Here is a 26,202-nt window from a genome sequence, read left to right as displayed (position 1 = left end):
TAAGTCCGCAGCTGTGGCTTTTCGGCAACGGCACTCATAAGATTATGTAGGAAATTCAATGGGGCGGTCCGCCAGGCCGCCGGAAGTTAGGGAACCAATCATGAATGTCGGAGATGCCGCCCAGCGTTCCGGCCTGCCGGCCAAGACCATTCGCTACTATGAGGAGATCGGCCTGATCCGCCCGCAGCGCGCCGGCAACGGCTACCGCGACTATTCGGGCGACGACATCCACCGGCTGACGTTTCTGCGCCGCGCGCGCAATCTCGGCTTTTCCATCGACGACTGCCGTCAGCTGATGGCGCTCTACCAGGACCGCAGCCGCGCCAGCCATGACGTGCGCGAGATCGCCGCCGCGCATGTGACGGCAATCGAGGAGAAGGTGCGCGAATTGCAGTCGATGCGCTCGACCCTGCAGAAGCTGATCCATGCCTGCCACGGCGATGACCGGCCGGACTGCCCGATCCTGGACGATATTGCGGGGGCGGTTTTGCCATCTGACAAAGTCGTTCCCGCACAGGTGTGAAGGTTGCGCGGCTAGGCTAGGTGGTGCTATTCGTGCCGCCAGATCCTGTAGGCTGAGATCACCAGAATTGCCGCCAGCAGCGGGAGCAGGATTTGCTCGGGGACCACGCCAAGCAACTGCCCGCCGATATATGTCCCGACAATCGAACCGCCAGCCATGGCCAGCAAGAACGCCTTGTTCCTGCCGATGACCGAAAAGCTCTGGTCGCGGCTATAACGGGTGAAGCCGACCAGCATCGTCGGCAGGCTTACCGCCAGCGATAGAGAGCCCGCCAGCTTGATGTCGGCACCGAACAGAAGCACAAGTGTCGGGACGAGCAGTTCACCGCCTGCCACGCCGAGCAGGGATGCCACGACGCCGATGGCAAACCCTGCAATGATCCCGGCAACGATCAATGCGGCTTCGGTGACAAATTGCAATCCTGCAGCATCTGGATCATGGCCGAAAACCAGGACAATCGCGATTAGGATCAGCAGTGCGGCAATCACCTTGTAAAGCGCCGCGGACTGGAGGCGGGTTGCCCATCCTGCGCCAAACCAAGCGCCCAGAAGGCTGCCGGCCAGGAGATTGAGTATGATCGGCCATTGTGCGGCCACCGAGGCTAGCGGCACCGTGGTGGCCCGGAATGGCAGCGCTGCAGCGACGACCACCAAGCTGGCGGCCTTGTTCAAGATAACGGCTTCAAGGGCGGCAAATCGAAACAGACCGATCAGGAACGGCAGACGAAACTCTGCACCGCCAAGCCCGATCAAGCCGCCAAGTGAACCGACGCCAGTTCCAACTGCAAATGCACCAAGGCCACGTCGCTCAACCATTGAACCGCTATGCCGTGGCGAGACCCGGAAAGCTAGCCGTTTTCCAGATTGGGTTTGGCCATGCAATCATTATCGGCGGAGGGTCGATGATTGATCCAGCTACAGTGCCGATCAAGAAGTACCATCCACACGCTCGGCTATGGCGAATGCCTGCAGGTTCCTTGCCTTGCCGTGGTCTTCTTCGGCGTTGGCGATAATCGAGAAGAAGGCCGCACGGGCGATGTCCTTCTTTGACGCGTTCGGGTGTTCCTTCCTGGCCGCTTTGATCAATTGCTTGGGTGCCATGTCAGGCGTCACGACCCGCATCAGGGTGTCGGCTAACGCCTGCATCTCGTCCGCGTTCATCATCCACACTCCCTAAAGCCACCCGCATTCGCACAGTATCTCATATGGCTAATGTGTGGAACGTGCGGTGTCCGTTCGAGTACCAAGATTTCACGCAAAAACCACATTTCAAGCGCGCCTTGGGTGCCTCCCAGAAAACAGGTTCAAACCGTGAACAAAATCTGGCATGATGCCGCCATGCCAATTATCTCACCGATTCCTCTCAATCCGCTGATCGATGGCCGCCAGTCGGAGCGCGCGATGCTGGTTCGGCGCGGCGTGCAGCGGCTGCTCAGGGAGATGGGCGCGCATGTGCTGCCCGAGCTGTCGCTGGCGACCGGGCGCCGCGCCGACCTCGTCGCGCTGACCCGCCAGGGCGACATCTGGATCATCGAGATCAAGTCCTCGATCGAGGATTTCAGGGTCGACCGCAAATGGCCGGATTACCGGCTGCATTCCGACCGGTTCTTCTTCGCTACCCATCCCGGCGTGCCCTCGGAGATCTTTCCGCACGAATGCGGCTTTATCCTTTCCGACGGCTACGGCGCCGAAATCCTGCGCGATGCGCCCGAGCACCGCATGGCGGCGGCAACGCGCAAGGCGCTGATGCTGAGGATCGCGCGGGCCGGAGCAGCGCGGCTGCTGGCGGCGGAACTCGCCGGTGTGGCGGTGCCGGCGCTGGAGGGCGAGAGCGAGTAGCTGGAACGTTTGTGCTCTTCCTTAACCCTTCGCGCTGCCCCTCATCTGCCTGCCGGCACCTTCTCCCCGTAGAGTGACGGGGAGAAGGGAGCTGGCCGCAACCTTGGCGCACTTTCTGCAACGCTGGAAATTGGCGAAATCCTTTGCGAAGGCGTCTTTCTCCCCGTCTCTATACGGGGAGAAATGCCCGGCAGGGCAATGAGGGGCGGCGCGACGTTCGTCGGCTACTCTTCCTCTTCGTCCATCCCATTCGCCGCAGGCGCCAACAGCAGCACGGCGGCGCCGAGGATGGCGGCGATGAAGGAGCCGGCGAGGATGCCGACCTTGACCGCGTCCTGGAGCTCGACATTGCTGGCGAAGGCGAGCAGGCCGATGAACAGGCTCATGGTGAAGCCGATGCCGCAGAGCAGCGAAATGCCGACCATGTGCAGCCAGCCGGCGTTGACCGGCAGACCGGCGAGGCCGAGCCGGATGGCGAGCGCAGAAGAACCGAACACGCCGACCAGCTTGCCGGCGACGAGGCCGGCGGCGACGCCCAGCGTCAGCGGCTCGACCAGGGCGGCTGCGCTCAGGCCGGCCAGCGAAACACCGGCATTGGCAAAGCCGAAGATCGGGATGACGACAAACGGCACTATTCTGTGCAGGCCGTGCTCAAGCCGATGCAGCGGCGAATGGTCGAGATCTTGTCCGACGCCCGGGGAGACTTTCAAAGGTATGGTCAGGGCCAGCGCCACGCCGGCGAGCGTGGCATGGATGCCCGATTTCAGCACCAGCACCCACAGGACGGCGCCGAGCAGGAGATAGGGCAGCAGCGTCAGCACCTTCATGCGGTTGAGCACGATGAGCAGAGTGATGACGGCGAAGGCGGCGCCGAGATAGGCGAGCGACAGGCCGCTCGTGTAGAACACCGCAATGATGATGACGGCGCCAAGGTCGTCGATGATGGCGAGCGCGGTGAGGAATACCTTCAGCGACCCCGGCACGCGGCTGCCGAGCAGCGACAGCACGCCGAGCGCAAAGGCGATGTCGGTGGCGGTCGGGATCGCCCAACCGGCCAGGGCGGCTGGATTGTCGCGGTTGATGGCGACATAGACAAGCGCCGGCACCAGCATGCCGCCGGCAGCGGCGATGCCGGGCAGAGCGCGGCGTGGCCAGGTCGAGAGCTGGCCGTCCAGCATCTCGCGCTTGATCTCCAGGCCGACCAGCAGGAAAAACACCGCCATCAGGCCGTCATTGATCCAGTGCGATACGCTGAGCGGTCCCAGATAGGCGTGAAGGGCGTCGAAATAGGTTTCGGCCAGCGGCGAATTGGCGACGACCAGCGCCAATGCCGCGGCTGCCATCAGGACGATGCCGCCTGCCGCCTCGCTGGCCAGGAATTCGCGAAAGATGGAGATCGGCCGCGGCTTCTGGTCCTGCATGTCGTCTCCATCGTATCGCCTACCCGCCGGCAGGGACAACATCACCCTGTGCGATGATGCGCAACCGCCGATGGCAGGGCAGTTCCTACAGTGCCGCGCGACCTTGGGGGCGCAAAGGACGGTCAGGCGTTAGCGGGGCGCGCGTTTGGCGAGTATCCGCTGCAGCGTGCGGCGATGCATGTTGAGCCGGCGCGCCGTCTCGGAGACGTTGCGGTCGCACATTTCGTAGACGCGCTGGATGTGCTCCCAGCGCACGCGGTCGGCAGACATCGGGTTTTCAGGCGGCGCGGCGCGTTCGCCCGCAGTGCGGGTAAGAGCCGCGAAAACCTCGTCGGCATCGGCCGGTTTCGACAGATAGTCGATGGCCCCGAGCTTCACCGCCGTAACCGCGGTGGCGATGTTGCCATAGCCGGTGAGGATGACGGCGCGGGCGTCGTCGCGCTTCTCGCGGATGGCGGCGACGACGTCGAGGCCGTTGCCGTCGGCGAGCCGCATGTCGACCACCGCGTAGGCTGGCGGATTGGCGCGCGCCTTGGCCACGGCCTCCTCGACGCTCTCGGCCGTCTCGACCACGAAACCCCTGGTCTCCATGGCGCGGGCAAGGCGCGTGAGGAATGGCCTGTCGTCGTCGACGATCAGCAGCGAGGTGTCCTCGCCCTCAACCACTGCGCCAATCGTTTCGTCGCCATTCATCGTCTTGACATTCCTGCTGCCCGAATTTTACGCAGATATAGTTTTGGAGCGCTATTGTCCAATTCAAGCCGTGTCAAACATGGTGGCCGAAGCCGATTCAGGATTGAGGAAGACGCTGCGCGGCCACGATATCCGCACGACGGCGCCCTCGCCCGGCTCGTTTGAATTGCGGAAATCGAGCGTGGCGCCCGAGCGTTCAAGCAGGGTCTTGGCGATGAACAGCCCCAGTCCGAGGCCGCCACCGGCCTCGGTGCCCTGGCGTGTCGACATATAGGGCTCGCCGATGCGATCGATGATTTCGGGAGGAAAGCCCGGCCCGTCGTCGGTGATCGAGAAGGTGACCGTTGCCTCGTTCCAGCTCCAGCGCACGGTGACGCTCTTGCGGGCAAAATCGACGGCGTTCTCGACCAGATTGCCGAGGCCGTAGATGACGCCGGGATTGCGCCGTCCCACCGGTTCGGGGCCGATGCGCTCGCCGGGGAGAACCTTGATCGAGATGCCGAAATCGCGGTGCGGGGCGGTCATCTCCTCGACCAGCGAGGTCAGCGGCAGGCGGGAGAGATGCGCCTCGCCCTCGGAGGACAGGCTGGTCAGGCGTTTGAGGATCTCGCGGCAACGCTCGCTCTGCGAGCGCAACAGCGTCACGTCCTCGCCGTATTTCGGGTCATTGCGGAGCGCCTTCTCCATCTCCTTGGCAACAAGCGTGATGGTGGCGAGCGGCGTGCCGAGCTCATGCGCGGCGGCAGCGGCAAGGCCGTCCAGCGCCGACAAATGCTGTTCGCGCTGCAGCACCAGCTCGGTGGCGGCAAGCGCGTTGGCGAGCAGCCGGGCTTCCTCGGCCACGCGGAAGGCGTAGATCGCGGTGAAGGCGATCGAGGAAAACACCGCCATCCACATGCCGGCGACGTAAATGAACGGCATCTCCAGCGGCGCGCCCTCGTACCAGGGCAGCGGCAGATGGAAGAACACCAGCAGGCTCGCCGTCACCATCACCAGCGCGCCGAGGATGGCGGTCAGGCGCAGCGGCAGCGACGTCGCCGAGATGACCACGGGCACGGTGACCAGCACTGAAAACGGGTTGGTGAGCCCGCCAGTCAGGTAGAGCAGACCGGCAAGCTGCAGGCTGTCGATGGTCAGGATGGCGAAAGCCTGCAGCGGGGTCAGCCGATGCGCCGCCGGATAACGGAAGGTCAGCAGCAGGTTCATCCAGGCCGAACAGGCGATCAGCGCGAAGCAGAGACTGACCGGCAGCGGGAATTTCAGCCCATAGGCAACGACAAGGACCGTCAGACTCTGGCCAACAATGGCAAGCCAGCGCAGCCTTATCAGCGTGTTGAGGCGCAGCCGCTGGCTTTGCTGGAAGTCGGGCGCCCGCAGGATGTTTATCATGGCCAAGGATTATAGCCGGAAAAGGAGAAAGGCTAGGTCCCCCGCGGTTTGGCGCGGCTGGTGGCGGTGGCGAGAAGCGGGTTCTCCGGCCAGACATGCCGGGGATAGCGGCCACGCATCTCGGCTCGCACATCGGCCCAGGAGCCGCGCCAGAAACCGGGTAGGTCACGCGTCGTCTGGATCGGTCGGTGCGCCGGTGACAATAGCTCGAGCGTCAGCGGCACCGCGCCGTTGGCGATCGCGGGATGCCGGTCCAGACCGAACAGCTCCTGGACGCGGATCGCCAGCACCGGCCATTCACCGTCATAGCGGATCGGCACGCGGCTGCCGGATGGAGGGTCGAAATGGGTCGGCGCCAGCGCCTCGATCCGGCGCTGCAGATCGTGCGGCACCAATGCCATGAGGCCGACCGAAAGCACGCCCGGATCGATCGCGGCAAAGGACGCCGCGCCGGAAAGGAAGGGCAGCAGCCAGTCGTCGAGGCGGTCGATGAGCGCCGCATCGGAAACATCTGGCCAGGGCGCGCCAAGACCGCGATGCAGCCAGCCGAGCCGTTGGCGCAGCGTTTCGGCCTCCTTGCCCCACGGCAAAAGCGACAGCCCGTGTTGGCGCAGGGCGTCAAGGATGGCGCGATCGGCGGCGATGCCGGCCGGCGCCGGCAGCATGCGTTCGGACAGGGTGATGGCGCCGAGGCGAACGGTTTCACGCACACGCACCGCACGCCTGTCGCGGTCGAAACTGGTTTCGCGGTTTGTCTCGATCTTATCGGCGAGCGAAGCGCGAATGTCGGCTTCGTCTATCGCCGCCGCTGCCGTAATGCGGGCGTTCTGCGCCTTGCCCTGCAGATCGGCGACGACAAGCCAGGTTTCGCCCGCCAGCGGGTCGGCGGCGTCGAGCATGGCGCCTGAACCGTTGGCCAGCACGAAACGGCCGCGCTCTCCGCGCGCCCTGGCGACGCGGTCCGGCCAGGCATGAATGAGGAGAGCGCCGGCGCTGCCCTCCCCCCCGAGGGGAGGGTCGGCGAGTGAGCCTTGCCCAGCAAGGCGAGGGAGACGGGGTGGGGTCGGCGATGGCGTGCCCGACCCAATCCCACCCCGATCCGCTTCGCGGATCGACATACCGGGGCGAACCACGGGTCTCGCCCGTCCTTCGGTCCCCCTCGAAGGGGAGGGTGAAGCCTGTTTCGCCAGCCGCTCGGCGAGTTGCCGGGCGGCGGTGGCGCGCGGCGATCTTTCGGATCGGAACCGAAGCAGCCGCCGTTCGAGGTCGGCGCCGTCGCCGCCCAGGCCACGCTCGGTGAGCAGCACGGCGAGCATGGCCGCTTCGAACGCCCGGCCGGTGTTTGCCACCTCGGCGACCATGTGAGCCAGCCGCACAGGCAGTGCCAGCCTGCGCATCGCAGCACCCGATTGCGTCAGTCGCCCTGCCTCGTCAATGGCGTCGAGCGCGCGAAGCAGCGCCCTTGCCTCGTTGAGTGCCGGGGCCGGCGGCGGATCGAGGAAGCAGAGGCTCGACGGATCGGCGACACCGAAGGCGGCGCAATCGAGCAGAAGTCCGGAAAGGTCCGCCTCGAGGATTTCCGGCGGCGTGAAGGCGGGAAGTGCCGCGGTCTGCTCGGTCCGCCACAACCGGACGGCGACGCCGGGCTGCGTGCGGCCGGCGCGGCCGGCGCGCTGGTCGGCGGAGGCTTTGCTGACCCGCACCGTCTCCAGCCGCGTCAGGCCGCTGGCCGGCTCGTAGCGCGGCAGGCGGGACAAGCCGGAATCGATGACGACGCGCACGCCGTCGATGGTAATCGAGGTCTCGGCGATCGAGGTCGCCAGCACCACCTTGCGGCGGCCGGACGGCGCCGGCTTGATCGCGGCGTCCTGCGCCTTGTTGTCGAGCATGCCATAGAGCCGCACGATGTCGGTGTCGGCACTGACGCGGCCTTGCAGCCGCTCGGCGGTGCGCTCGATCTCGCGCTGGCCGGGCAGAAAGGCGAGCACGCTGCCGCTCTCCTCGGCAAGGGCCGCGCGGATTGCGTTGGCCATCGCGTCCTCGATGGCGATGCCGGCCGGCCGCTCGTCGTAGCGGATGTCGACGGGAAAGGCGCGGCCTTCGCTCTCGATCACCGGGGCGCCGGAAAGCAGCCGAGCGACGCGCGCGCCGTCGAGCGTCGCCGACATGACCAGCAATCGCAAATCGGTCCGCAGCGCACCTTGCACATCGAGCGCCAGCGCCAGACCAAAATCGCCGTCGAGCGAGCGCTCGTGGAACTCGTCGAAGAATACCGCCGAGACACCGGGCAACTCCGGATCGTCGAGGATCATCCGCGACAGCACGCCTTCGGTGACGACAAGGATCCTGGTCCTCGCAGAAGCGCGGTTCTCCATCCGCATGGCATAGCCGACCGTTTCGCCGGGCTCCTCGCCGAGCAGTTCGGCCATGCGGCGGGCGGCAGCGCGGGCAGCGAGCCGGCGCGGCTCGAGCAGAATGATCTTCCCCGTGCCGAGCCATGCTGCATCGAGCAGCGCCAGCGGTACCAGCGTCGTTTTGCCGGCGCCGGGCGGCGCCACCAGCACGGCACTGTTGCCATGGCCGAGCGCTTCACCGAGCGCCGGCAGCACGGCGGAGACCGGAAGCTCTGGCAAGGGTTTTCTGGTCATTGTTTCAGGGATGCATCCATCCAATCTCGCGGCAGGTCGGTCGCGCCCCGCATATCAGCGGTGGCGGTCGCCGCGCAACCGGGCAACGGACCAACTCAAAGCGGGTCCACCTCCTCGCCATAGTCAAAGGCGGAAGCCACCGACGATGACGCGGCCGAGGAGCGACAGGAAGTCGGGATATTTCCTGATAGAACGGCGCGGCCAGGATCACCGCCCAGATACAAGCAAATTATGCTGCAGCGCAGCGACGAATTCGCTTGCGTTGTTTAGTAAAAATTGCATCACTAAACAAATTACTAAACATCCACCGCTTAACCGCGTCGTCATGTTTAGACCCCTGAGGAGGGGTTTGAGGTTATTTGAAACCGTCATCCGGGCGCGTTTCGCAAATGGGAGGAAGGCATGAAATCGACCTTGAAACTGACGTTGGAACTGACATCGGCGATGTTTGCGTCGACCGCCGTTTCGAATGTCGCGCAGGCTGAAGATCTGACGCTTTGCTGGGCAGCCTGGGACCCGGCCAACGCGCTTGTCGAATTGTCCAAGGATTTCACCAAGGAAACCGGCATCGGCATGAAATTCGAATTCGTGCCGTGGACCAACTATGCCGATCGCTTCCTCAACGAACTGAATTCCAAGGGCAAGCTGTGCGACCTGATCATCGGCGACAGCCAGTGGATCGGCGGCTCGGCCGAGAACGGCCACTACGTCAAGCTGAACGACTTCTTCGACAAGGAGAAGATCAGCATGGACGACTTCGTGCCAGCGACCGTCGTCGGCTACTCCGAATGGCCGAAGAACTCGCCGAATTACTGGGCGCTGCCGGCCATGGGCGACGTGGTCGGCTGGACCTATCGCAAGGACTGGTTCTCCAAGCCGGAACTGCAGAAGGAATTCAAGGAAAAGTACGGCTGGGATCTCGCAGCGCCGACGACCTTCGACCAGCTGAAGCAGATCGCCGAGTTTTTCCAGAAGCGCGAGATCGACGGCAAGACGGTCTATGGCGCATCGATCTATACCGAGCGCGGCTCCGAAGGCATCACCATGGGCGCCATGGACGGGCTCTACAGCTTCGGTTTCAAATATGAGAATCCCGACAAGCCATACGAGATGGACGGTTTCGTCAACTCCGAGAAATCGGTGAAGGGTCTTGAGTTCTACAAGGCGCTCTATGACTGCTGCACGCCTCCCGGGGCTTCCAACAGCTACATGGGCGAAGGCGTCGACGCCTTCAAATCCGGCCAGGTGGCGATGCACATGAACTTCGCCTTTACCTGGCCAGGCCTGCAGAAGGACGAAAATGTCGGCGGCGACAAGATAGGTTATTTCGCCAATCCCAAGGGGCCCGACGGCGATCAATTCGCCCAGCTTGGCGGCCAGGGCATCTCGGTGGTCTCTTACTCCGACAAGCAGGAGGCTGCGCTCAAATACATCAAGTGGTTCGCCAACAAGGATGTTCAGGCCAAATGGTGGTCGCTCGGCGGCTTTTCCTGCCTCAACGCGGTCGTCAAGGATCCAGGCTTCCCGGCCAGCCAGCCTTACGCGCAGACCTTCCTCGACTCCATGGCCATCGTGAAGGATTTTTGGGCAGAGCCCAGCTATGCGCCGCTGCTGCAGGCGTCGCAGAAGCGCTTCCATGATTATGTCGTCGCCGGCCAGGGTTCGGCCAAGGATGCACTTGATGGCCTGGTCAAGGACTGGACCGAGGTCTTCCAGGACGACGGCAAGATGTAGTTGGGGCAAGACCTAACCGGCTCCTCCCGAGCCACGACCGCGTGTCCCGTGCCGCCCTTGGCACGGGACACAGTTCAGATAAATTCCACTGTCGAGACGACCCAAGTGACCGAAGCGGGACTGACCATGCTCAATCGGACTGCGGACAGCGTTGCCCGGGCTACGCCTGAGCCGTTGGCCCGCAAGGTCCGGGGCATCAGCGACAAGGGCCTCGCCTGGCTGTTCATCTCGCCGACGATCCTGTTGCTGCTCGCCATCAACATCTTCCCGCTGTTCTGGGCGATCTATCTGTCCTTCACCAATTACCGCGCCAACCGTCCCAACGAGGTGGTCAGGAATGTCGGCCTTGCAAATTACAAGCGCATCCTCGGCGACCAGGACATCTGGATCGCCATGCAGACGACGGCGCATTTCGTGTTCTGGACCATCCTGCTGCAAACGCTGATCGGTTTTACCCTGGCCTGGCTGATCGATCGAAAGTTTCGAGGCCACGCCTTCTGGACGACCATCATTATGGTGCCGATGATGCTGTCGCCGGCAGTGGTCGGCAATTTCTGGCGCTTCCTCTACGAGCCGCAGATCGGGCTGTTCGCCTATGCCATCTCGTTCGTCACCGGCATTCCGGCAACGCAGATCGGCATGCTCTCCAACGTGTCGCTGGCGCCGTGGTCGATCGTCATCGTCGACACCTGGATGTGGACGCCTTACGTGATGCTGATCTGTCTCGCCGGCCTGCGCTCGATCCCCGAATACATCTATGAGGCTGCCGAGGTCGACCGCGCCTCCAACTGGCGGCAGTTCTGGTCGATCACGCTGCCGATGGCGCTGCCCTTCATCATGCTGGCGGTACTGTTCCGCGGCATCGAGAACTTCAAGATGTTCGACATGGTCAACCTCCTGACCGGCGGCGGACCGGGATCGACCACCGAGGTCGCCTCGATCACGCTGAAGCGGCAGGCCTTCGAAAGCTGGCGGACCGGCTATTCCTCGGCCTTCGCCATAATCCTGTTCGTTGCGGTGTTCGGGCTGGCCAACATCTATGTCAAGGCGCTCAACAAGGTGAAGCAGAGATGAGCCTGACGTCAGCCCATTCTGTTGTCGCACCCTCCGCGATTTCGAAGCGCGTCGCCGGCACAATTATCGTGCTTTACGCGCTGATCTCGATCGTGCCGCTGTTGTGGATCTTCGCCACCAGCTTCAAGACGCCGCCGGACTCGATCGCCTATCCGCCAAAAATCCTGTTCCAGCCGAGCCTCGAGGGCTACTGCAATCTGTTCTCGACCCGCACCCGGCAGACACCGGAATACATCAACGCGCTGGGACCGGCGACGGGCATCTGCGATGAGACAGTGCGCAAGCGCAACATGGTGATCGCCGGCCCGTCCAATTTCATGCCGCGCTTCGTCAATTCGCTGATCATCGCCTTCGGCTCGACCTTTTGCGCGGTGTTCCTCGGCACATTGTCGGCCTATGGCTTCTCGCGCTTCAAGGTGCCGCTGGCCGACGACCTGCTGTTCTTCATCCTGTCGACGCGCATGATGCCGCCGATCGCGGTCGCTATTCCCATCTACCTGATGTATCGCGAGATTGGCCTGTCGGACACCGCGCTCGGCATGATCCTGCTCTATACGGCGGTCAATGTGTCGCTCGCCGTGTGGCTGCTGAAGGGCTTCATCGACGAGATCCCGCGCGAGTACGAAGAAGCGGCGATGATCGACGGATATACGCGGCTGCAGGCCTTCTGGCGCACCGTGCTGCCGCAGGCGACCACCGGCATGGCCGCGACCGCCATCTTCTGCCTGATCTTCGCCTGGAACGAATATGCCTTCGCCGCACTGCTGACCTCGGGCACGGCGCAGACCGCACCGCCCTTCATCCCGACCATCATCGGCGAAGGCGGCCAGGACTGGCCGGCGGTCGCCGCGGGCACGACGATCTTCCTGGTGCCGATCCTGGTGTTCACCATCCTGCTTCGCAAGCAGTTGCTGCGCGGCATCACTTTCGGCGCGGTGCGCAAATGAGCATGACCCAACCCGCAAAACGCAAGTCGCGCTGGCCGGTCTGGGCGAGGCGCGGATTGATGGAGAATATCGCCACGGTAATCATTGCCATTGGCTTCCTGATGCTGTTCCAGCCCTTCGCGCTGTCGCTCTACACTTATTCGTTCATCACCATGCTGGCCGGCACGGCGATGTTCATCATCGTCTCGAAGTTTCCGGAGTAGACGATGGCGGAGATCAGGGTCGAGCATCTGAGAAAGGCATTCGGCGATTTCGTAGCCGTGCAGGATTCCAACTTCGTCGTCGGGGATGGCGAGTTCTTCGTCATGCTGGGGCCGTCGGGTTGCGGCAAGACGACGACGTTGCGCATGATTGCCGGGCTCGAACTGCCGACCGGCGGCAAGATCCTGCTCGGTGGCGAGGATGTCACCATGCGGCGTGCCCGCGAGCGCGACATCGCCTTCGTCTTCCAGCTGTTCGCGCTCTATCCGCATATGAATGTGCGCAAGAACATCGGCTTCCCGCTGCTGGCGCAAGGCACGCCAGGCATCGAAATCCGCCGGCGCGTCGAAGAGACGGCGAAGCTGTTGCGCATCGACCATCTGCTCAACAAGTCGGTCTCCGGTCTTGCCGGCGGCGATCGCCAGCGCGTAGCGCTCGGCCGCGCCATCGTGCGACGGCCAAAATGCTTCCTGATGGACGAGCCGCTCGGCACGCTCGACACCGAATTTCGCGATCTCATGGTGCATGAGCTGCGCGAACTGCACAACCGCATCCACGCCACCACGGTCTATGTCACGCATGACCAGATGGAAGCGATGTCGATGGCCGACAAGATCGCGGTGATGAACCACGGCGTCATCGAACAGTTCGGCACGCCCCGCGAAATCTATGACCGGCCGGCGACCATGTTCGTCGCCGATTTCATCGGCTCGCCGCCGATGAATTTTCTCGGCTTCGGCGGCGGGCTTTCAAAGGGCGCCAGCGAGATTGTGGTGCAAGGCGCCAAAGTGGCAGTGCCGGAGGTGCGCGAGGACATCGCGCCGGCCGACATGGCGCTCGGCATCCGACCGGAACACATCCGCTTCGACGACGCTTCGAAGCTGCGCGGCGCCATCTATGGCACCGAATATCTCGGCACCACGCAGATCGTCGCGGTGGAGACGTCCGGCGGCATCATCAAGGCGCGGGTGCCGGCCGAAATCCGGCTCAATCCAGGCGACCAGGTCGGCCTGACGCTGAGCAGCACGCGGCTGTCGCTGTTCGAGAAGGGCTCCGGCCGCGCGGTGCGAACCGCAATCCATGACGGGGCTTCCCAGGGAAGAGCGCATCGTGGCTGACGTGCAGATCAAAGGCGTGACCAAGAGCTTCGGCGAACATGTCGCCGTGGACACTCTCGATCTGCACGTCGCCGACGGCGAATTCGTCGTGCTGCTCGGCCCGACCGGGGCCGGCAAGACGACGACGCTCAGACTTATCGCCGGATTGGAACGGCCGGATACGGGCTCGATCCATATCGGCGGCCGCGATGCGACAATGTTGTCGCCGGCCGAGCGCGACACCGCCTTCGTCTTCCAGCAATATTCGCTTTATCCGCATCTGTCGGTCTTCGACAATCTGGCCTTTCCGCTGCGCTCGCCTGCGCGGCGGCTGAGCGAGGACTCGGTGCGCCGCCGCGTCGAGGATGTGGCCAAGATGGTGCGTATCCACCACAAGCTGAACAACCGCTCCACCAAACTTTCCGGCGGCGAGATGCAGCGCGTCGCCATCGGGCGCGCGTTGGTGCGCAAGCCCTCGATCTATCTGATGGACGAGCCGCTGTCGTCGCTCGATGCCAAGCTGCGCGCCGATCTCCGGCTCGAACTGAAGCGCATCCAGGCCGGGGTCGGCGCCACCATGCTTTATGTCACGCACGACCAGATCGAAGCGATGACGATGGCCGATCGCATCGGCATTCTCGCCGACGGCGTGCTGGCGCAGATCGGCACGCCACGCACCATCTACTCGGAGCCGGCAAACGTTCATGTCGCCGCAAGGCTCGGCCAGCCGGCGATCAATCTGTTGCCGACCGGCCTGCTGCCGGATGGCGACATGCCGGCGGGAACCAAAACGATCGGCGCGCGTACAGAACATCTGTCGATCGGCAAGGCATCGAATGGCCCCGCCGACGGCGTTGTTAACTGGGTCGAGCATCTGGGCGACCAGAACCACCTGCATGTGACGGTGGGAAGCAGAAAGCTGGTGACGCTGACCGACCCCGACATCCAATTGGAAAAAGGCGACAGGGTGATTATCCGCTACCGGGCGCCGCTGTTCTTCGACCAGGCGGGAAACAGGATTGCAAACCGATGAGCCCCGGGACATTGGAAAAGAACGGGACACTGGAAAAGAGCGGGTCACTGGACAAGACTGCGACACTGGACAAGACCGGGACGATGAACAAGCTTGACCTGAAGACGCTGATATCAGTCACCGCCGACACGATTGCCGCTCACGCCGAAGAGCTGACTAGGCTCGACCAGGCAATTGGCGACGGCGACCATGGGCTGAACATGAAGCGCGGCTTCGAGGCAGTGCGCGCCGAGGCGGACACGTTCGCGACAAAGCCGCTGCCGGACGCTCTGAAGGCGATCGGCACCAAGCTGGTAATGACCGTCGGCGGGGCTTCGGGCCCCTTGTTCGGGACGCTGTTCATGGCGCTCGGCAAGGAAATTTCCGTAGAGCCGGATCGCGCCAACCTGATGGCGGCGTTCGGCAAGGCGATCGAGGCGGTGGCAGCGAGGGGCAAGTCGCAGGTCGGGCAGAAGACCATGCTCGACGTGCTGCAACCGGTGCATGACGCCCTGCTGCAGGGAAAGACCGGATCGGAAATCGCCGATGTCGCGGACAGTGCTGCCGATGCCACCGTGCCGATGAAGGCCTTGCGCGGGCGCGCCTCGTTTCTCGGCGATCGCTCCATCGGCCATATGGATGCCGGGGCACGCTCGACCGCGCTTCTGGTGCGGGCTGTCACCGAGACCATCGAGGGGCAAGCATGAGCAATGTCGGCATCGTCATCGTATCGCATTCACCGCTGGTCGCCGAGGGCACGGCCGACATGGTGCGCCAGATGGTCGGCGACGAAGTGCCGCTTGCATGGTGCGGCGGAAACGGCCATGGCGGGCTGGGAACCAATGTCGAGGCGATCATGGGCGCGATCGACAAGGCCTGGTCGGAGGCAGGTGTCGCTATACTTGTCGATCTTGGCGGCGCCGAAACCAACAGCGAGATGGCGGTCGAGATGATCGGCGAGCCGCGCGCGCACAAGATCATCGTCTGCAACGCGCCGATCGTCGAGGGCGCGGTGATGGCGGCGACGGAGGCGTCCGGCGGCGCCTCGCTCAGGGAAGTGGTGGCGACGGCACACGAATTGTCGCCATCGTGAATGAACAGGAATTTTGACTCAATGTCCGCATCCGCAGAAGCGACCGTTCTGATCACCCATGAGGTCGGCCTGCATGCGCGCCCTTCGGTGAAATTCACCAAGCTCGCCAAGACGTTTTCGGCCGAAGTCGAAGTTGCGCTCGCCGCCAACGGTCCTTGGTTCGACGCCAAGAGCATCGTCAAGGTGATGGCGGCCAAGGCGCCGAAAGGCACGGTGCTGCATATCAGAGCCAAGGGCGACGGTGCCGGCGAGGCGGTCGGCGCGCTCGTCGAACTGGTGCGGCGCGACTTCGACGAGGGCGTGGACCATGCCCGAACCGCTTAAGCTGAAGGGGATCCCGGCTTCGGCCGGCTATGCCGAAGGGCCGCTGTTCAACCTCGAGCCGGTTGTCGCGCGCTATAAAGGTAAAGCGACCGCAGCTGACGAGAGGCTCGCGCTCGAAACGGCAATCGGCACAGCGACAGGCCGGCTTGCCAAGCTGATCCAGGCAACCGAGGGCGATGCCGCCGACATTCTCGAATTCCAGCTCGCCATGCTGGAGGACGATGCGCTGACCGGCCCGGCCTATGCCGCGATTGCCGCCGGCCAGCCGGCCGATGCGGCATGGCGGCAGGCGCTTGACGCCGAAATTGTCGGCTACGAAACGTCGGATCAGGATTATTTCCGGGCACGCGCCGCCGACATGCGCGACATCAGAGACCAAGTGCTTCGCGCGCTGACCGCGGACAGCGCGGCTGCCGCGCCGACAGGCGCCATCTTCTACGGCGAGGACATCGCGCCCACGCGCTTTCTCGAAACCGACTGGAGCGCCGGCGGCGGCATTGCGCTGAAGGCGGGCAGTACCGCCAGCCACGTCGCCATGCTGGCGCGCTCGCGCGGCGTGCCTATGATCGTGGGGCTCGGTGCTTCGCCGGCTCATCTTGCCGGCGTCGCCCTGCTCGATGCCGAGCACGGCGGCATCGTGTTGAGGCCAACAAGGGCAGAGGTCGAGGCGTTCCGGCAATCGTCGTCGTCTTTCGCGGCACGTCGCGACAGGGCAGAAACTTTTTTGGCTCGGCCGGCAGTGACGAAAGCCGGCGCTGCGGTGCGGGTGCAGGTTAACATCGCCGATCCGTCCGATGTCGACGGTATCGATGTCTCGACCTGCGATGGCGTCGGGCTGATGCGGACCGAGTTCCTGTTCGGCAAGACGCTGCCGGACGAGGAAACGCAGTATCGCGCCTACCGCAAGGTGCTCGAATGGGCTGAAGACAAACCGGTGACCATTCGCACCGTCGACGCCGGCGGCGACAAGCCGGTGCCGGGCTTCACCGTCGAAGAGGGCAATCCGTTTCTCGGCCTGCGCGGCATCAGGCTATCGCTGGCGAGACCGGAGGTTTTTCGGGTGCAGATCAGGGCGCTGCTGCGTGCCGCCTTGCATGGCAATCTCAAGGTGATGTTCCCGATGATCGCAGTGTGGGACGAGTATCAGCGAGCAGCTGCGCTCTTCGCGGAAGAGCAGGCCGCGCTTGCGGCGCGCGGCGTCGCGCAAAAAATGCCGCCGCTCGGCATCATGGTCGAGGTGCCGTCGGTGGCGATCGCTCCTGAGGCGTTTGCCGAGGTCGCCTTCTTCTCGATCGGCTCCAACGACCTGACCCAGTATGTGATGGCGGCGGCGCGCGACAACGCGTCGGTCGCGCATCTCAATTCGGTCAGGAACCCGGCCGTGCTTCGGCTGATCGCCTCGGTTGCGGCGTTCGGCCGCGCGCAGAAGATTCCGGTCAGCCTGTGCGGCGACGCCGGCGGCGATCCGGCGGCGATCCCGGCGCTGATCGAGGCCGGCCTGCGCGACCTTTCCGTGGTTCCCGCCCAGCTCGCAATGGCCAAGGCGGCCATTGCGGACGTCTCGATCTAGGCACCGGCATGGCCGAAACCAAGAAGACGCCTAAAGCCGGTTCCGAAGAGGCGATCCGCGCCTATAAGACGATCCTGTCGCAGGTCCTCGACCAGCGCCCGTCCGGCATGCGCCAGCGCCTCGCCGACGCGTTGGGCAAGCATCGCAGCTTCGTCACCCAGATTTCCAGTCCGGCCTACTCGATCCCGATCCCGTCAAAACATTTGCCGGCTATTTTCGCCGTCTGCCATTTCAGCCCGGCCGAACGCGACCATTTTCTTGCCGCCTACCATCAGGCGCATCCGGGAAAAATGTCGCTGGCATCCGGCATGCGCAAGACGCGGCATGTTTCGCTGATCGTTCCCGATTTCGGCGACGACAAACAGAACACGGCGCTCGACAGGGCGGTCAACGATTTCATCCAGAAGATCACCAGCATCGCCGGCAAGGGCGGGACATAGTCGCGCCACGTTCAGCTATTTCGGGAGAGACGGCCATGAAGAAGTTTCTGAATTCTGTGGACACGGTGCTGACCGAAAGCCTCGACGGCTTCGTTGCCGCCCATGCCGACATCCTTTTGCTTGGCGACGAGCATAAATTCGTGCGCCGCAGGACACTCAAGCCCGGCAAGGTAGCGCTGATTTCCGGGGGCGGCTCTGGCCACGAGCCGCTGCATGGCGGGCTGGTCGGGCATGGCATGCTGGATGCCGCCTGCCCCGGCCAGGTGTTCACCTCGCCGACGCCGGACCAGATGATGGCGGCCGCGGAGGCGGTCAACACCGGTGCCGGCTGCCTGTTCATCGTCAAGAACTACGAGGGCGACGTGATGAATTTCGACATGGCTGCTGAAATGTCGGAGGGTGTGATGCAAGTGGTGACCAATGACGACGTCGCGGTCGAGAACTCCTCCTACACCACTGGCCGACGCGGCGTTGCCGGCACGCTGGTGGTCGAGAAGATCCTCGGCGCCGCGGCCGAGCAAGGCATGGCGCTGAAGCCGTTGAAGGCGCTTGGCGAACGCATCAATGGCGCGACGCGCTCGATGGGCGTTGCGCTGACCAGTTGCACCGTACCGGCCGCCGGCAGGCCGACCTTCGATATAGGCGACGGCGAGATGGAATTCGGCGTCGGCATCCATGGCGAACCCGGGCGCCGCCGCGACGCGTTGAAGAGCGCCGACGCCATCGCCGAGGAGATCTGCGCGGCGATATCTGGCGATCTGGGTGACCAGGCAAAAGGTCCGGCGCTGCTTTTCGTCAACGGCTTCGGCGGCACGCCGCTGATGGAGCTCTACCTGATGTACAACAGCGCCCGGAAAATCTTCGAGAAAAACGGCGTGACGGTCGCCCGTTCGCTGGTCGGGTCCTATGTGACATCGCTCGACATGGCCGGCTGCTCGATCACGCTGACAATGCTCGACGACGAGACGACCGCATTGTGGGACGCACCGGTGCATACGGCTGCGCTGCGCCGGGGGATGTAGCACGGCCAACACCGCGCCACGGCTATAGGGACAGTATTAAGCAAGCAGGCGCTTTCTACGACGTGGCCGGTCGCGGCGATAAAGCGGCGGTCACGTCCATTTCGACCAAAGCGAGGTCGCCAAGACGAATTTGCACGTGCTTGCAAAAACAGCATACGCTATTTCCAAGGACAGAAACATTCCTGGGAGAAAGCTGGATGGCGTCACGCTACCACGAGGTCTATGACGGCTGGAAACGCGATCCGGAAAAATTCTGGGCGGATGCGGCCAAGGCCATCGACTGGTTCTCGCCGTTCGAAACGGTCTTCGATGCGAATGCCGGCGTCTATGGGCGCTGGTTTGGCGGCGCCTCCTGCAACACCTGCTTCAACGCCGTCGACCGCCACGTGGCGGGTGGCCGCGCAGATCAGATCGCGCTGATCCATGACAGCGCGATTTCCGGCACGGTCAGGAAATTCACCTATGCCGAATTGAAACGCGAGGTGGTCGCGCTGACGTCGGTGCTGAAGAACCGCGGCGTCCAAAAAGGCGATCGGGTCATCATCTACATGCCGATGGTGGCGGAAGCTGCGTTTGCCATGCTTGCCTGCGCCCGTATCGGCGCCGTGCATTCGGTCGTCTTCGGCGGCTTTGCTTCGCACGAGCTCGCCACGCGCATCGACGACGCCAGGCCGAAGCTGATCATTTCCGCCTCTTGCGGCCTGGAGCCCGGGCGCGTCGTCGCCTACAAGCCGTTGCTCGACAAGGCGATCGAGATGTCGCGGCACAAGCCCGAAGCCTGCCTCATCCTGCAGCGCGATCAGCTGCGCTGCGAGCTAAAGGAGAACCACGACATCGACTATGCCGACGCCGTCGCCCGCGAGCGGGCCGCGGGCGCCAATGTCGACTGCGTTCCGGTGCTCGCGACCGATCCGCTCTACATCATTTACACGTCCGGAACGACCGGCCAGCCCAAGGGCATCGTGCGCGACAATGGCGGCCACATGGTTGCGCTGAAATGGTCGATGGAGAACGAGTTCGGCGTCAAGCCGGGCGAGGTGTTCTGGGCGGCTTCCGACGTCGGCTGGGTGGTCGGCCATTCCTACATCGTCTACGGCCCGCTGCTGCATGGCTGCACGACCGTCCTGTTCGAGGGCAAGCCGGTCGGCACGCCCGACGCCGGAACCTACTGGCGGGTGATATCAGAGCATGGCGTGGTCGCGCTGTTCACCGCGCCGACCGCATTCCGCGCCATCAAGGGGCAGGACCCCAAGGGCGAATTCGTCCCGAAATACGACCTGTCGAAATTCCGCACGCTGTTCCTCGCCGGCGAGCGCGCCGATCCGGAAACCATCAAATGGGCGGAGCAGAAATTGAACGTGCCGGTGATCGACCATTGGTGGCAGACCGAGACGGGCTCGCCGATGACGATCAACCCAGCCGGATTAGGGCTACTGCCGGTGAAATACGGCTCGCCCGGGGTGCCGATGCCCGGCTACGACATCCGTGTGCTCGACGATGCCGGCCACGAAGTGCCGCGCGGCACGTTGGGCAATGTCGTGGTCAAGTTGCCGCTGCCGGCCGGCTGCCTGCCGACGCTGTGGAATGCCGATGACCGGTTTCGCCAAGCCTATCTCGAGGAATTCCCCGGCTTCTACAAGACGGCGGATGCCGGCATGATGGACGAGGACGGCTATTTGTTCGTGATGGCCCGCACCGACGACATCATCAATGTCGCCGGCCACCGGCTGTCGACCGGCGCCATGGAGGAGGTGCTGGCCGCGCATCCGGACGTTGCCGAGTGCGCTGTCGTCGGCGTCTCAGATGCGATGAAGGGCCAGGTTCCGCTCGGCTTCGTCGTGCTGAATGCCGGTGTCACGCGTGACAGCGCCACTATTGAGACCGAGGTGGTCACGCTGGTGCGCGAGCGGATCGGCCCGGTCGCCGCCTTCAAGACGGTGGTCACGATCAAGCGCCTGCCCAAGACGCGCTCCGGCAAAATCCTGCGCGGCACCATGCAGAAGATTGCCGACAAGGAAGTCTGGACAATGCCGGCGACCATCGACGATCCGGTCATTCTCGACGAAATAACCGCGGCGCTGAAGGGACGCGGAATCGGGCTTTAGCTGCTTTCGGAGCGCGGCAGGCGGATCGCGGCTTCGGACGAATACGAATTCATCCTGCACTGCAATCGTCTGTTGTGCAATGCAGCAATAGCCCTTAAACCTTTGCGTGGGGGGCCATTCCGAAGGCACGGCATGGCTCAGCAAAAAACAACATTCGGCGGCGTCGACATCCTGCGTTTTGTCGCCGCTGTCCTCGTGATGGTCTACCACTACGGCTTCTGGGTGTGGGCGTTCCCCGAGGGCGTTTCGGCGCGTGCGACGGGCGGCATCCCGCCGCATCCGGAAATAGGCGGACTGGTCCAATTCGGATGGGTCGGCGTCCAGATATTCTTCGTCATCAGCGGCTTCGTCATCGCCTTCAGCGCCGAGCATTCGACTCCGCTGCGGTTTTTCGAGGCAAGGGTGAAACGATTGGCGCCGGCCGTCTGGATCTGCGCACCAGTCACCGCGATGGTGCTGCTTCTCGTCGATCTCAGTTGGCCGACGGACGCTGTCACCACGCTCATACGCACCGCCCTGTTCGTTCCGTTCAACCCCTGGGTCGACAGCGTCTATTGGACGCTCGGCATCGAGATCGCCTTTTATGCCATCGTCTGGATCCTGCTGCGGCTCGGCCGCTTCGACCTGATGGAAGCGGTGGCAGTTGCGCTCGGCGCGATCAGCACGCTTTTCTGGTGCCTATACTATCCATTCGACTGGACGGACCTTGCCGAGGCGCGCTGGCTCGACCTGCTCCTGGTGCATCACGGATGTTTTTTCGCGACAGGTGTGCTGTTCTGGCTGATGCGTTTCAAGGCAGTGACGCCCGCCCGCCTTGTCTTCTGCGCCTTGTTCCTGGCCGGCGGCGTGCTGCAGATCATAAGTGCTGTCGACGTCCGCAGCATCAAGGTCGAAGCCGCGATGCCCTACGGGCCGCCGATCGTCCTGTTCCTCGCTGCCATGGCGCTGATGGCGTGGTCGTTACGGCTCGACCTGTCCTGGCGCGGCTGGCGCCGGATCGGCCTGATGACCTACCCTCTCTATCTGATCCATAATGTCGTCGGCGCAGCCATTCTCGGCGCCTTGATGCGTGCGGGAGTGCCATACCTGCTTTCGGTGGTCATCGTCGGGGCGACCATGATCGCCGCGAGCTGGCTGATTGCGATCGAGGCCGAACCGCGCATCCGGCTTCTGCTCGACCACACCATCTTCCGCTACCGTCTCAAGGCGGCGTAACGCGCCAGCGTTGTCACGCCGGTTCCTGGCTGCAAACGTCCTACGGTGGAATGTCCGGCACAAAGCAGGGTGCGGACGCTTTTGCGCGTCCCGTCGCGGCTCGGCGACCTGACCTGATCAAGAGAGGAAATCGACCGGCACCCTAAGGAACGTCATTCGCCACCGACCCTACCGGCAGTGCACAGGCTGCCGGTCATGGTCTGTTCGAGGGGCATTCGTCTTCGCTCACGACGGCCTCGGCCCGGTATCGGCCTGACGGCGGAAGACGAAGATCTGCCGGTCCTACAGACCGGCCTCAGCTGTTCACCTTCGTCCGCGCTTCCGACTTCTCCAGATAGTATGACGAATATCTGTCGAAGAATTTTTCCGAGCCGCCGATCGATCCATACTTCGCCAGCTTCTTCAAATCGACCTTGTTGAGGACGACGCCGACGATCTTGTTGGCGATATAGGATTCCGAACTCAAAATGGATTGCACCATCGCACGCGGCGTGCGCCCCCACTCGGTCACGAGCACGAAGCCGTCGGCAAGCGGCGCAAAGGCCTTGGCATCGACCACGGGGCCGAGCGGCGGCAGATCGACGACGATGTACTGGAAGGTCTCCTTGGCATTGTCGATGAAACGCCGCATCCCGGCCGACGACAGAAGCTCGCTTGTGTGCGAGAAATGACCGCGCGGCACGGCGGGGACGATCGCCAGCTTGGTCTGCCGGTCGATCTTGCCGACGGACTGCCAGGTCTGCCCGCTCACCACCGCTTCCATCAGGCCTTGCTCGGCCTCCATGCCAAGGCTGCGGCTGAGGCCGGGGTTACGCAGGTCGCCGTCCACCAGCAGCGTTTTCGACCCGTTGGCGGCAAGCAATCCGGCCAGATTCGCCGCCACGGTCGACTTGCCCTCGCCGGGAAGGACCGAGATCACGCCAATGACCCGGCTGCCTTGCCCTTCCATCACCACGTCGAAGGCAATCTTGGCGCTGCGCAGCGTCTCGGAAAACATCGATGCCGGGGCGTCGATGCTCACCCGCATGCGCGCGCGTCTTTCAGCCGCCGATGGTGATGGGGCGGTTTTGATATCCGCCTGACCGTCATCGCGCTTATCGTCCTTGGCGACCTTGCTGCCAATGATCGGCAGGTAGCCGAGGAATTTGAGGCCGACGCGATCGCGAACGTCTTCGCCGGTCCTGAAGAACCGCTCCCTGAACTCATTCAGGCCACCAACCCCGGCTCCCAACATCACGCCAAGCACGAGCGAAAGTCCCAGCACTATGGACGTGCGCGGGGTTGCCGCGGACTTCGGCAGCGTCGCGTCCGAGATGACGCGGATCTTGCCGACCGGGAAGGATTGCTGCTGGGAGGCTTCCTCGTAGCGGCCAAGGAACGTTTGATAGAGCGTCGAGAGCGCCGTTGCCTTCTGCTCCAGTTCGCGCAGCTTGACCTGCGACTGGTTGTCGATGGAACTCTTGCCAGCCGCTAACGCGACATTTGCACGGAGCGCCGTCTCGCGCGCGAGAGCGACTTCGTATTCGTTGCGGTAACTTTCGGTCAATTGCTTCAGCTCGCCGAATATCTGCGCCGATATGTCGGCCCTTTCCTTGGCAAGTGCGACCGCCTGGGGATGCTCAGCCCCGAAATTGGCTTCGATATCCTGCTGCCGCTTGGCGACAGTGAGATAGCGGGTCTTGAGCGTTGAAATGATCGAGTTGCTCGGCTGGTCGGCGGATATCGCGGCGTCCCTGAATGCGTTGTCCGAACCGCTTTCGACGATCGACTTGTATTGCTGGTAGCGGGCGCTGGCGCGGGCGGTATCGGCCTGCGCCTCAATGAGCTGGCCATTGAGGTCCGACAGTTGCTTGTCACTGATCAACTGGCCGTCATCGACGGCCAGCCCATGTTCGGCCCTGAACTTCTCGACGGCGAGCGCCGCTGCCTGGGAACTTTCGCGAAGCTCCGTCAGCCGACCTTGCAGCCAGACCGCCGCCCGCTCGGTCGCATCGAAGCTCGCATCGAGCTGATCGGCGAGATAGGCGTCGGCATAGGCTTTGGTGACCGCGGTCGCAAGTGCGGGGTCCGTCGCCTGGTAGGCGATGGAGATCACATAGCTTCGACCGATGCGCTCGGCTTGCACCTCGTCCTGCAGTTTGAGGATTGCGTAATCGCGCCGTGACGAGGCAATCATCGCGTCACGCGTCGCCGGGTCAAGCTGAGTAACGTCGGCCGTACCCACGGCGGGATTGGGACGGAAATACCGGACCACGCCGCGCACAAAACCGGCAGCCTTCGACACGGCCGACGTCGGAGGGTCCATGAAAGCGTCGTTCTGATCGAGTTTCTGCTTGTCGACGACCACCGCCGCCAGTCTCGCCGAGTGGAGTATTTCGATCTGGCTCAGAATGGCGGAGTCGGTCTGCATGCTGACCGACGCCGCCGAGACCTCGTCGACGACCTTGTTCAACCCTTCGTCGATCAGTACACGGCTCGTCGCCATGTAGGTGGGAGGCGTGGTCTGCAAATAAAGCACGCCCAGAAAAAGACCGATGGCAGCGCATGCCGCAACCACCTTTGCCTGCCTTGCTGCCATGCCGAGCAGGCGCTCGACATCGATAAAATCGTCGGCGCTGACTGGGTCCGAACTCGGCAATGGTTTCCTCTTGTCGAGAGGAAAATTGGCATAATTCATCTTCGGTCCAATTCAAGTTTGCATCTAGAGCGGCGGTCTCTCAAGTCGAACGCGCCGCCGCTCTATTTTGGTTTGAGCCTCGGATTTTCCCAAACCCTGTCTCCACTCGGGTCCGCTGCTCTCGTTTGCAGGCGCTAGAGCGGGAGCATCAGCATATGCCCAACGCAAGCTTCATGCCAGCCACCGCGAGACCTGGGCAGTCAAACATATCGGCATGTCTTGCGTCACCATTCATATGCTTGCTCCCAAAAAATGGGCTTTATGCGGCTTCCACCCGGCGCTCATGCAACCGGACGAACTCCTGAAGCATCTCGAAGATCGGTCCCTTCATGTCGTCGCGCGCCAGCGCGAAGGCGACATTGGCCTGGATGAACCCTTCCTTCGAGCCACAATCGAACATCCGGCCGTTGAAGGGCTGCGCGAAGAAAGCCTGGCTTTGCGCAAGGCGGACCATGGCGTCGGTCAGTTGGATCTCATTGCCGGCGCCGCGCTGCTGATTGCCGAGCAGCCCGAATATTTCAGGCTGCAGGATATAGCGGCCGTTGATGTAGTAGTTCGACGGCGCATTCGCCGGAGCCGGCTTTTCGACCATGGCGGTGACCTCGAAGCCCGAGCCGACATCGGCGCCGCAGCCGACGATGCCGTATTTGCTGGTCTCGGTCGGGTCGCAGCGCTCGACGGCGATGACGTTTCCGCCGGTCTGCGCATAGAGGTCCGCAATTTCAGCGAGACATCCGCGACCGCCGAAGGACACCATGTCCGGTAACAGCAATGCGAAGGGCTCATCGCCGATGACTTCCCGGGCGCACCATACCGCATGGCCGAGACCTTGCGGTGACTGCTGCCGGATGAAGCTCGTCGCACCAGCCACGGGAAGCAGGCTTTCCAGCGCCTGAAGCTGCGCCGTCTTGCCGGTCTGCTCCAAAGTTCCGATCAATTCTGGATGCAGGTCGAAATAATCCTCGATGACCGCCTTGTTTCGGCCCGTCACGAAGACAATGTGCTCGATGCCGGCTTCGAACGCTTCGTCCACCGCATATTGCACGACAGGCCTGTCGACGACCGGCAGCATTTCCTTCGGCATCGACTTGGTCGCCGGCAGGAATCGCGTTCCAAGCCCCGCTACCGGTATGACTGCCTTCCTGACTTTCTTCATTGCATATTCCTTCTGAGGAGATC

The 26,202-nt window shown here is 63.3% G+C and carries 24 protein-coding genes; 16 read left to right on the top strand and 8 right to left on the bottom strand.

Features of this window, described 5'->3' with window-relative positions; translation table 11 throughout:
* The first annotated feature begins 100 nt into the window (after positions 1 to 100).
* Positions 101 to 523, top strand: a complete 423-nt coding sequence (gene cueR, locus M727_RS35790; protein ID WP_036261399.1) for a Cu(I)-responsive transcriptional regulator — start codon at positions 101 to 103, stop codon at positions 521 to 523.
* A gap of 26 nt (positions 524 to 549) precedes the next feature.
* Here the strand turns inward: cueR and M727_RS0103975 are convergent, their stop codons facing one another.
* Positions 550 to 1,338 (bottom strand): sulfite exporter TauE/SafE family protein, encoded by a 789-nt coding sequence (locus M727_RS0103975; RefSeq protein WP_027151582.1) that lies wholly within the window; start codon positions 1,336 to 1,338, stop codon positions 550 to 552.
* 111 nt (positions 1,339 to 1,449) lie between these two features.
* Positions 1,450 to 1,683 (bottom strand): hypothetical protein, encoded by a 234-nt coding sequence (locus tag M727_RS0103970; RefSeq protein ID WP_027151581.1) that lies wholly within the window; start codon positions 1,681 to 1,683, stop codon positions 1,450 to 1,452.
* A 177-nt stretch (positions 1,684 to 1,860) separates the two neighbouring features.
* Here M727_RS0103970 and M727_RS0103965 point away from each other — a divergent pair, with 177 nt between their 5' ends.
* Complete coding sequence (locus M727_RS0103965) at positions 1,861 to 2,361, top strand: MmcB family DNA repair protein (RefSeq protein ID WP_036261485.1); 501 nt, start codon at positions 1,861 to 1,863, stop codon at positions 2,359 to 2,361.
* A gap of 224 nt (positions 2,362 to 2,585) precedes the next feature.
* On the opposite strand, the gene nhaA is transcribed toward M727_RS0103965, so the two are convergent.
* The 4 genes from nhaA to hrpB all read right to left on the bottom strand — a co-directional run bounded on the left by nhaA (position 2,586) and on the right by hrpB (position 8,512).
* Positions 2,586 to 3,782: a Na+/H+ antiporter NhaA gene (nhaA, locus tag M727_RS0103960; RefSeq protein WP_027151579.1), complete on the bottom strand. Its 1,197-nt coding sequence runs from the start codon at positions 3,780 to 3,782 to the stop codon at positions 2,586 to 2,588.
* A gap of 129 nt (positions 3,783 to 3,911) precedes the next feature.
* Entirely contained in the window at positions 3,912 to 4,475 is a 564-nt protein-coding gene (locus tag M727_RS0103955) for an ActR/PrrA/RegA family redox response regulator transcription factor (protein WP_027151578.1), read from the bottom strand.
* Between the two features lie 63 nt (positions 4,476 to 4,538).
* Positions 4,539 to 5,864, bottom strand: a complete 1,326-nt coding sequence (locus tag M727_RS0103950; RefSeq protein WP_027151577.1) for an ActS/PrrB/RegB family redox-sensitive histidine kinase — start codon at positions 5,862 to 5,864, stop codon at positions 4,539 to 4,541.
* Positions 5,865 to 5,896: 32 nt separating this feature from the next.
* Positions 5,897 to 8,512 carry an ATP-dependent helicase HrpB gene (hrpB, locus tag M727_RS0103945; protein ID WP_027151576.1) on the bottom strand — a complete coding sequence of 872 codons (2,616 nt, stop codon included), beginning with the start codon at positions 8,510 to 8,512 and terminating at the stop codon, positions 5,897 to 5,899.
* 402 nt (positions 8,513 to 8,914) lie between these two features.
* Between hrpB and M727_RS0103940 the strand changes: the two genes are divergently transcribed.
* From M727_RS0103940 to M727_RS0103875, 14 genes are all read left to right on the top strand, one after another.
* On the top strand, positions 8,915 to 10,246 hold the full coding sequence (locus tag M727_RS0103940; RefSeq protein WP_027151575.1) for an ABC transporter substrate-binding protein: 1,332 nt from the start codon (positions 8,915 to 8,917) through the stop codon (positions 10,244 to 10,246).
* Between the two features lie 126 nt (positions 10,247 to 10,372).
* Positions 10,373 to 11,320, top strand: a complete 948-nt coding sequence (locus M727_RS0103935) for a sugar ABC transporter permease (RefSeq protein ID WP_036261481.1) — start codon at positions 10,373 to 10,375, stop codon at positions 11,318 to 11,320.
* A complete protein-coding gene (locus M727_RS0103930) occupies positions 11,317 to 12,267 on the top strand; it encodes a carbohydrate ABC transporter permease (protein ID WP_027151573.1) in 951 nt (316 codons plus the stop codon). The genes M727_RS0103935 and M727_RS0103930 overlap by 4 nt, the downstream gene beginning before the upstream one ends.
* Positions 12,264 to 12,470, top strand: a complete 207-nt coding sequence (locus tag M727_RS0103925) for a hypothetical protein (RefSeq protein WP_027151572.1) — start codon at positions 12,264 to 12,266, stop codon at positions 12,468 to 12,470. The genes M727_RS0103930 and M727_RS0103925 overlap by 4 nt, the downstream gene beginning before the upstream one ends.
* A 3-nt stretch (positions 12,471 to 12,473) precedes the next feature.
* A complete protein-coding gene (locus M727_RS0103920; protein WP_027151571.1) occupies positions 12,474 to 13,586 on the top strand; it encodes an ABC transporter ATP-binding protein in 1,113 nt (370 codons plus the stop codon).
* On the top strand, positions 13,579 to 14,598 hold the full coding sequence (locus tag M727_RS0103915) for an ABC transporter ATP-binding protein (protein ID WP_027151570.1): 1,020 nt from the start codon (positions 13,579 to 13,581) through the stop codon (positions 14,596 to 14,598). Before M727_RS0103920 ends, M727_RS0103915 begins: the two co-directional genes overlap by 8 nt.
* A gap of 83 nt (positions 14,599 to 14,681) precedes the next feature.
* Positions 14,682 to 15,284, top strand: a complete 603-nt coding sequence (gene dhaL, locus M727_RS0103910) for a dihydroxyacetone kinase subunit DhaL (protein ID WP_027151569.1) — start codon at positions 14,682 to 14,684, stop codon at positions 15,282 to 15,284.
* Positions 15,281 to 15,670 carry a dihydroxyacetone kinase phosphoryl donor subunit DhaM gene (gene dhaM / locus M727_RS0103905; protein ID WP_027151568.1) on the top strand — a complete coding sequence of 130 codons (390 nt, stop codon included), beginning with the start codon at positions 15,281 to 15,283 and terminating at the stop codon, positions 15,668 to 15,670. Before dhaL ends, dhaM begins: the two co-directional genes overlap by 4 nt.
* Positions 15,671 to 15,691: 21 nt before the next feature.
* Positions 15,692 to 15,994, top strand: coding sequence for an HPr family phosphocarrier protein (locus tag M727_RS0103900; RefSeq protein ID WP_023796727.1), 303 nt, complete (start codon positions 15,692 to 15,694; stop codon positions 15,992 to 15,994).
* Positions 15,978 to 17,564, top strand: a complete 1,587-nt coding sequence (gene ptsP / locus M727_RS0103895) for a phosphoenolpyruvate--protein phosphotransferase (RefSeq protein ID WP_027151567.1) — start codon at positions 15,978 to 15,980, stop codon at positions 17,562 to 17,564. Before M727_RS0103900 ends, ptsP begins: the two co-directional genes overlap by 17 nt.
* 8 nt (positions 17,565 to 17,572) lie before the next feature.
* The gene (locus M727_RS0103890; protein WP_027151566.1) at positions 17,573 to 18,004 is read left to right on the top strand and encodes a hypothetical protein; all 432 of its coding nucleotides are present in this window, start codon (positions 17,573 to 17,575) and stop codon (positions 18,002 to 18,004) included.
* 35 nt (positions 18,005 to 18,039) lie between these two features.
* Positions 18,040 to 19,026 carry a dihydroxyacetone kinase subunit DhaK gene (gene dhaK / locus M727_RS0103885; protein ID WP_027151565.1) on the top strand — a complete coding sequence of 329 codons (987 nt, stop codon included), beginning with the start codon at positions 18,040 to 18,042 and terminating at the stop codon, positions 19,024 to 19,026.
* A gap of 197 nt (positions 19,027 to 19,223) precedes the next feature.
* A complete protein-coding gene (locus M727_RS0103880; RefSeq protein WP_027151564.1) occupies positions 19,224 to 21,131 on the top strand; it encodes a propionyl-CoA synthetase in 1,908 nt (635 codons plus the stop codon).
* Positions 21,132 to 21,263: 132 nt separating this feature from the next.
* The gene (locus M727_RS0103875) at positions 21,264 to 22,346 is read left to right on the top strand and encodes an acyltransferase (protein WP_027151563.1); all 1,083 of its coding nucleotides are present in this window, start codon (positions 21,264 to 21,266) and stop codon (positions 22,344 to 22,346) included.
* A 295-nt stretch (positions 22,347 to 22,641) separates the two neighbouring features.
* Here the strand turns inward: M727_RS0103875 and M727_RS0103870 are convergent, their stop codons facing one another.
* Positions 22,642 to 25,023, bottom strand: coding sequence for a polysaccharide biosynthesis tyrosine autokinase (locus M727_RS0103870; RefSeq protein WP_027151562.1), 2,382 nt, complete (start codon positions 25,021 to 25,023; stop codon positions 22,642 to 22,644).
* A 259-nt stretch (positions 25,024 to 25,282) separates the two neighbouring features.
* Positions 25,283 to 26,179, bottom strand: a complete 897-nt coding sequence (locus tag M727_RS0103865) for a UTP--glucose-1-phosphate uridylyltransferase (RefSeq protein ID WP_023796734.1) — start codon at positions 26,177 to 26,179, stop codon at positions 25,283 to 25,285.
* Positions 26,180 to 26,202: the final 23 nt, after the last annotated feature.

The organism is Mesorhizobium sp. WSM2561 (assembly GCF_000513915.1).
GTDB classification, from domain to species: Bacteria; Pseudomonadota; Alphaproteobacteria; order Rhizobiales; family Rhizobiaceae; genus Mesorhizobium; species Mesorhizobium muleiense.
This window is presented reverse-complemented; position numbering and strand designations above follow the sequence as displayed.

Excerpts from the sequence above, each read along its gene's own strand:
- M727_RS0103940 (WP_027151575.1), top strand. The coding sequence starts at position 8,915 with ATGAAATCGACCTTGAAACTGACGTTGGAACTGACATCGGCGATGTTT.
- hrpB (WP_027151576.1), bottom strand. The coding sequence starts at position 8,512 with ATGACCAGAAAACCCTTGCCAGAGCTTCCGGTCTCCGCCGTGCTGCCG.
- cueR (WP_036261399.1), top strand. The coding sequence starts at position 101 with ATGAATGTCGGAGATGCCGCCCAGCGTTCCGGCCTGCCGGCCAAGACC.
- M727_RS0103930 (WP_027151573.1), top strand. The coding sequence starts at position 11,317 with ATGAGCCTGACGTCAGCCCATTCTGTTGTCGCACCCTCCGCGATTTCG.
- M727_RS0103880 (WP_027151564.1), top strand. The coding sequence starts at position 19,224 with ATGGCGTCACGCTACCACGAGGTCTATGACGGCTGGAAACGCGATCCG.
- M727_RS0103920 (WP_027151571.1), top strand. The coding sequence starts at position 12,474 with ATGGCGGAGATCAGGGTCGAGCATCTGAGAAAGGCATTCGGCGATTTC.
- nhaA (WP_027151579.1), bottom strand. The coding sequence starts at position 3,782 with ATGCAGGACCAGAAGCCGCGGCCGATCTCCATCTTTCGCGAATTCCTG.
- M727_RS0103970 (WP_027151581.1), bottom strand. The coding sequence starts at position 1,683 with ATGAACGCGGACGAGATGCAGGCGTTAGCCGACACCCTGATGCGGGTC.
- M727_RS0103950 (WP_027151577.1), bottom strand. The coding sequence starts at position 5,864 with ATGATAAACATCCTGCGGGCGCCCGACTTCCAGCAAAGCCAGCGGCTG.
- M727_RS0103900 (WP_023796727.1), top strand. The coding sequence starts at position 15,692 with ATGTCCGCATCCGCAGAAGCGACCGTTCTGATCACCCATGAGGTCGGC.
- ptsP (WP_027151567.1), top strand. The coding sequence starts at position 15,978 with ATGCCCGAACCGCTTAAGCTGAAGGGGATCCCGGCTTCGGCCGGCTAT.
- M727_RS0103925 (WP_027151572.1), top strand. The coding sequence starts at position 12,264 with ATGAGCATGACCCAACCCGCAAAACGCAAGTCGCGCTGGCCGGTCTGG.
- M727_RS0103865 (WP_023796734.1), bottom strand. The coding sequence starts at position 26,179 with ATGAAGAAAGTCAGGAAGGCAGTCATACCGGTAGCGGGGCTTGGAACG.
- M727_RS0103935 (WP_036261481.1), top strand. The coding sequence starts at position 10,373 with ATGCTCAATCGGACTGCGGACAGCGTTGCCCGGGCTACGCCTGAGCCG.
- M727_RS0103870 (WP_027151562.1), bottom strand. The coding sequence starts at position 25,023 with ATGAATTATGCCAATTTTCCTCTCGACAAGAGGAAACCATTGCCGAGT.
- dhaL (WP_027151569.1), top strand. The coding sequence starts at position 14,682 with ATGAACAAGCTTGACCTGAAGACGCTGATATCAGTCACCGCCGACACG.
- dhaM (WP_027151568.1), top strand. The coding sequence starts at position 15,281 with ATGAGCAATGTCGGCATCGTCATCGTATCGCATTCACCGCTGGTCGCC.
- dhaK (WP_027151565.1), top strand. The coding sequence starts at position 18,040 with ATGAAGAAGTTTCTGAATTCTGTGGACACGGTGCTGACCGAAAGCCTC.
- M727_RS0103875 (WP_027151563.1), top strand. The coding sequence starts at position 21,264 with ATGGCTCAGCAAAAAACAACATTCGGCGGCGTCGACATCCTGCGTTTT.
- M727_RS0103890 (WP_027151566.1), top strand. The coding sequence starts at position 17,573 with ATGGCCGAAACCAAGAAGACGCCTAAAGCCGGTTCCGAAGAGGCGATC.
- M727_RS0103975 (WP_027151582.1), bottom strand. The coding sequence starts at position 1,338 with ATGGTTGAGCGACGTGGCCTTGGTGCATTTGCAGTTGGAACTGGCGTC.
- M727_RS0103955 (WP_027151578.1), bottom strand. The coding sequence starts at position 4,475 with ATGAATGGCGACGAAACGATTGGCGCAGTGGTTGAGGGCGAGGACACC.
- M727_RS0103965 (WP_036261485.1), top strand. The coding sequence starts at position 1,861 with ATGCCAATTATCTCACCGATTCCTCTCAATCCGCTGATCGATGGCCGC.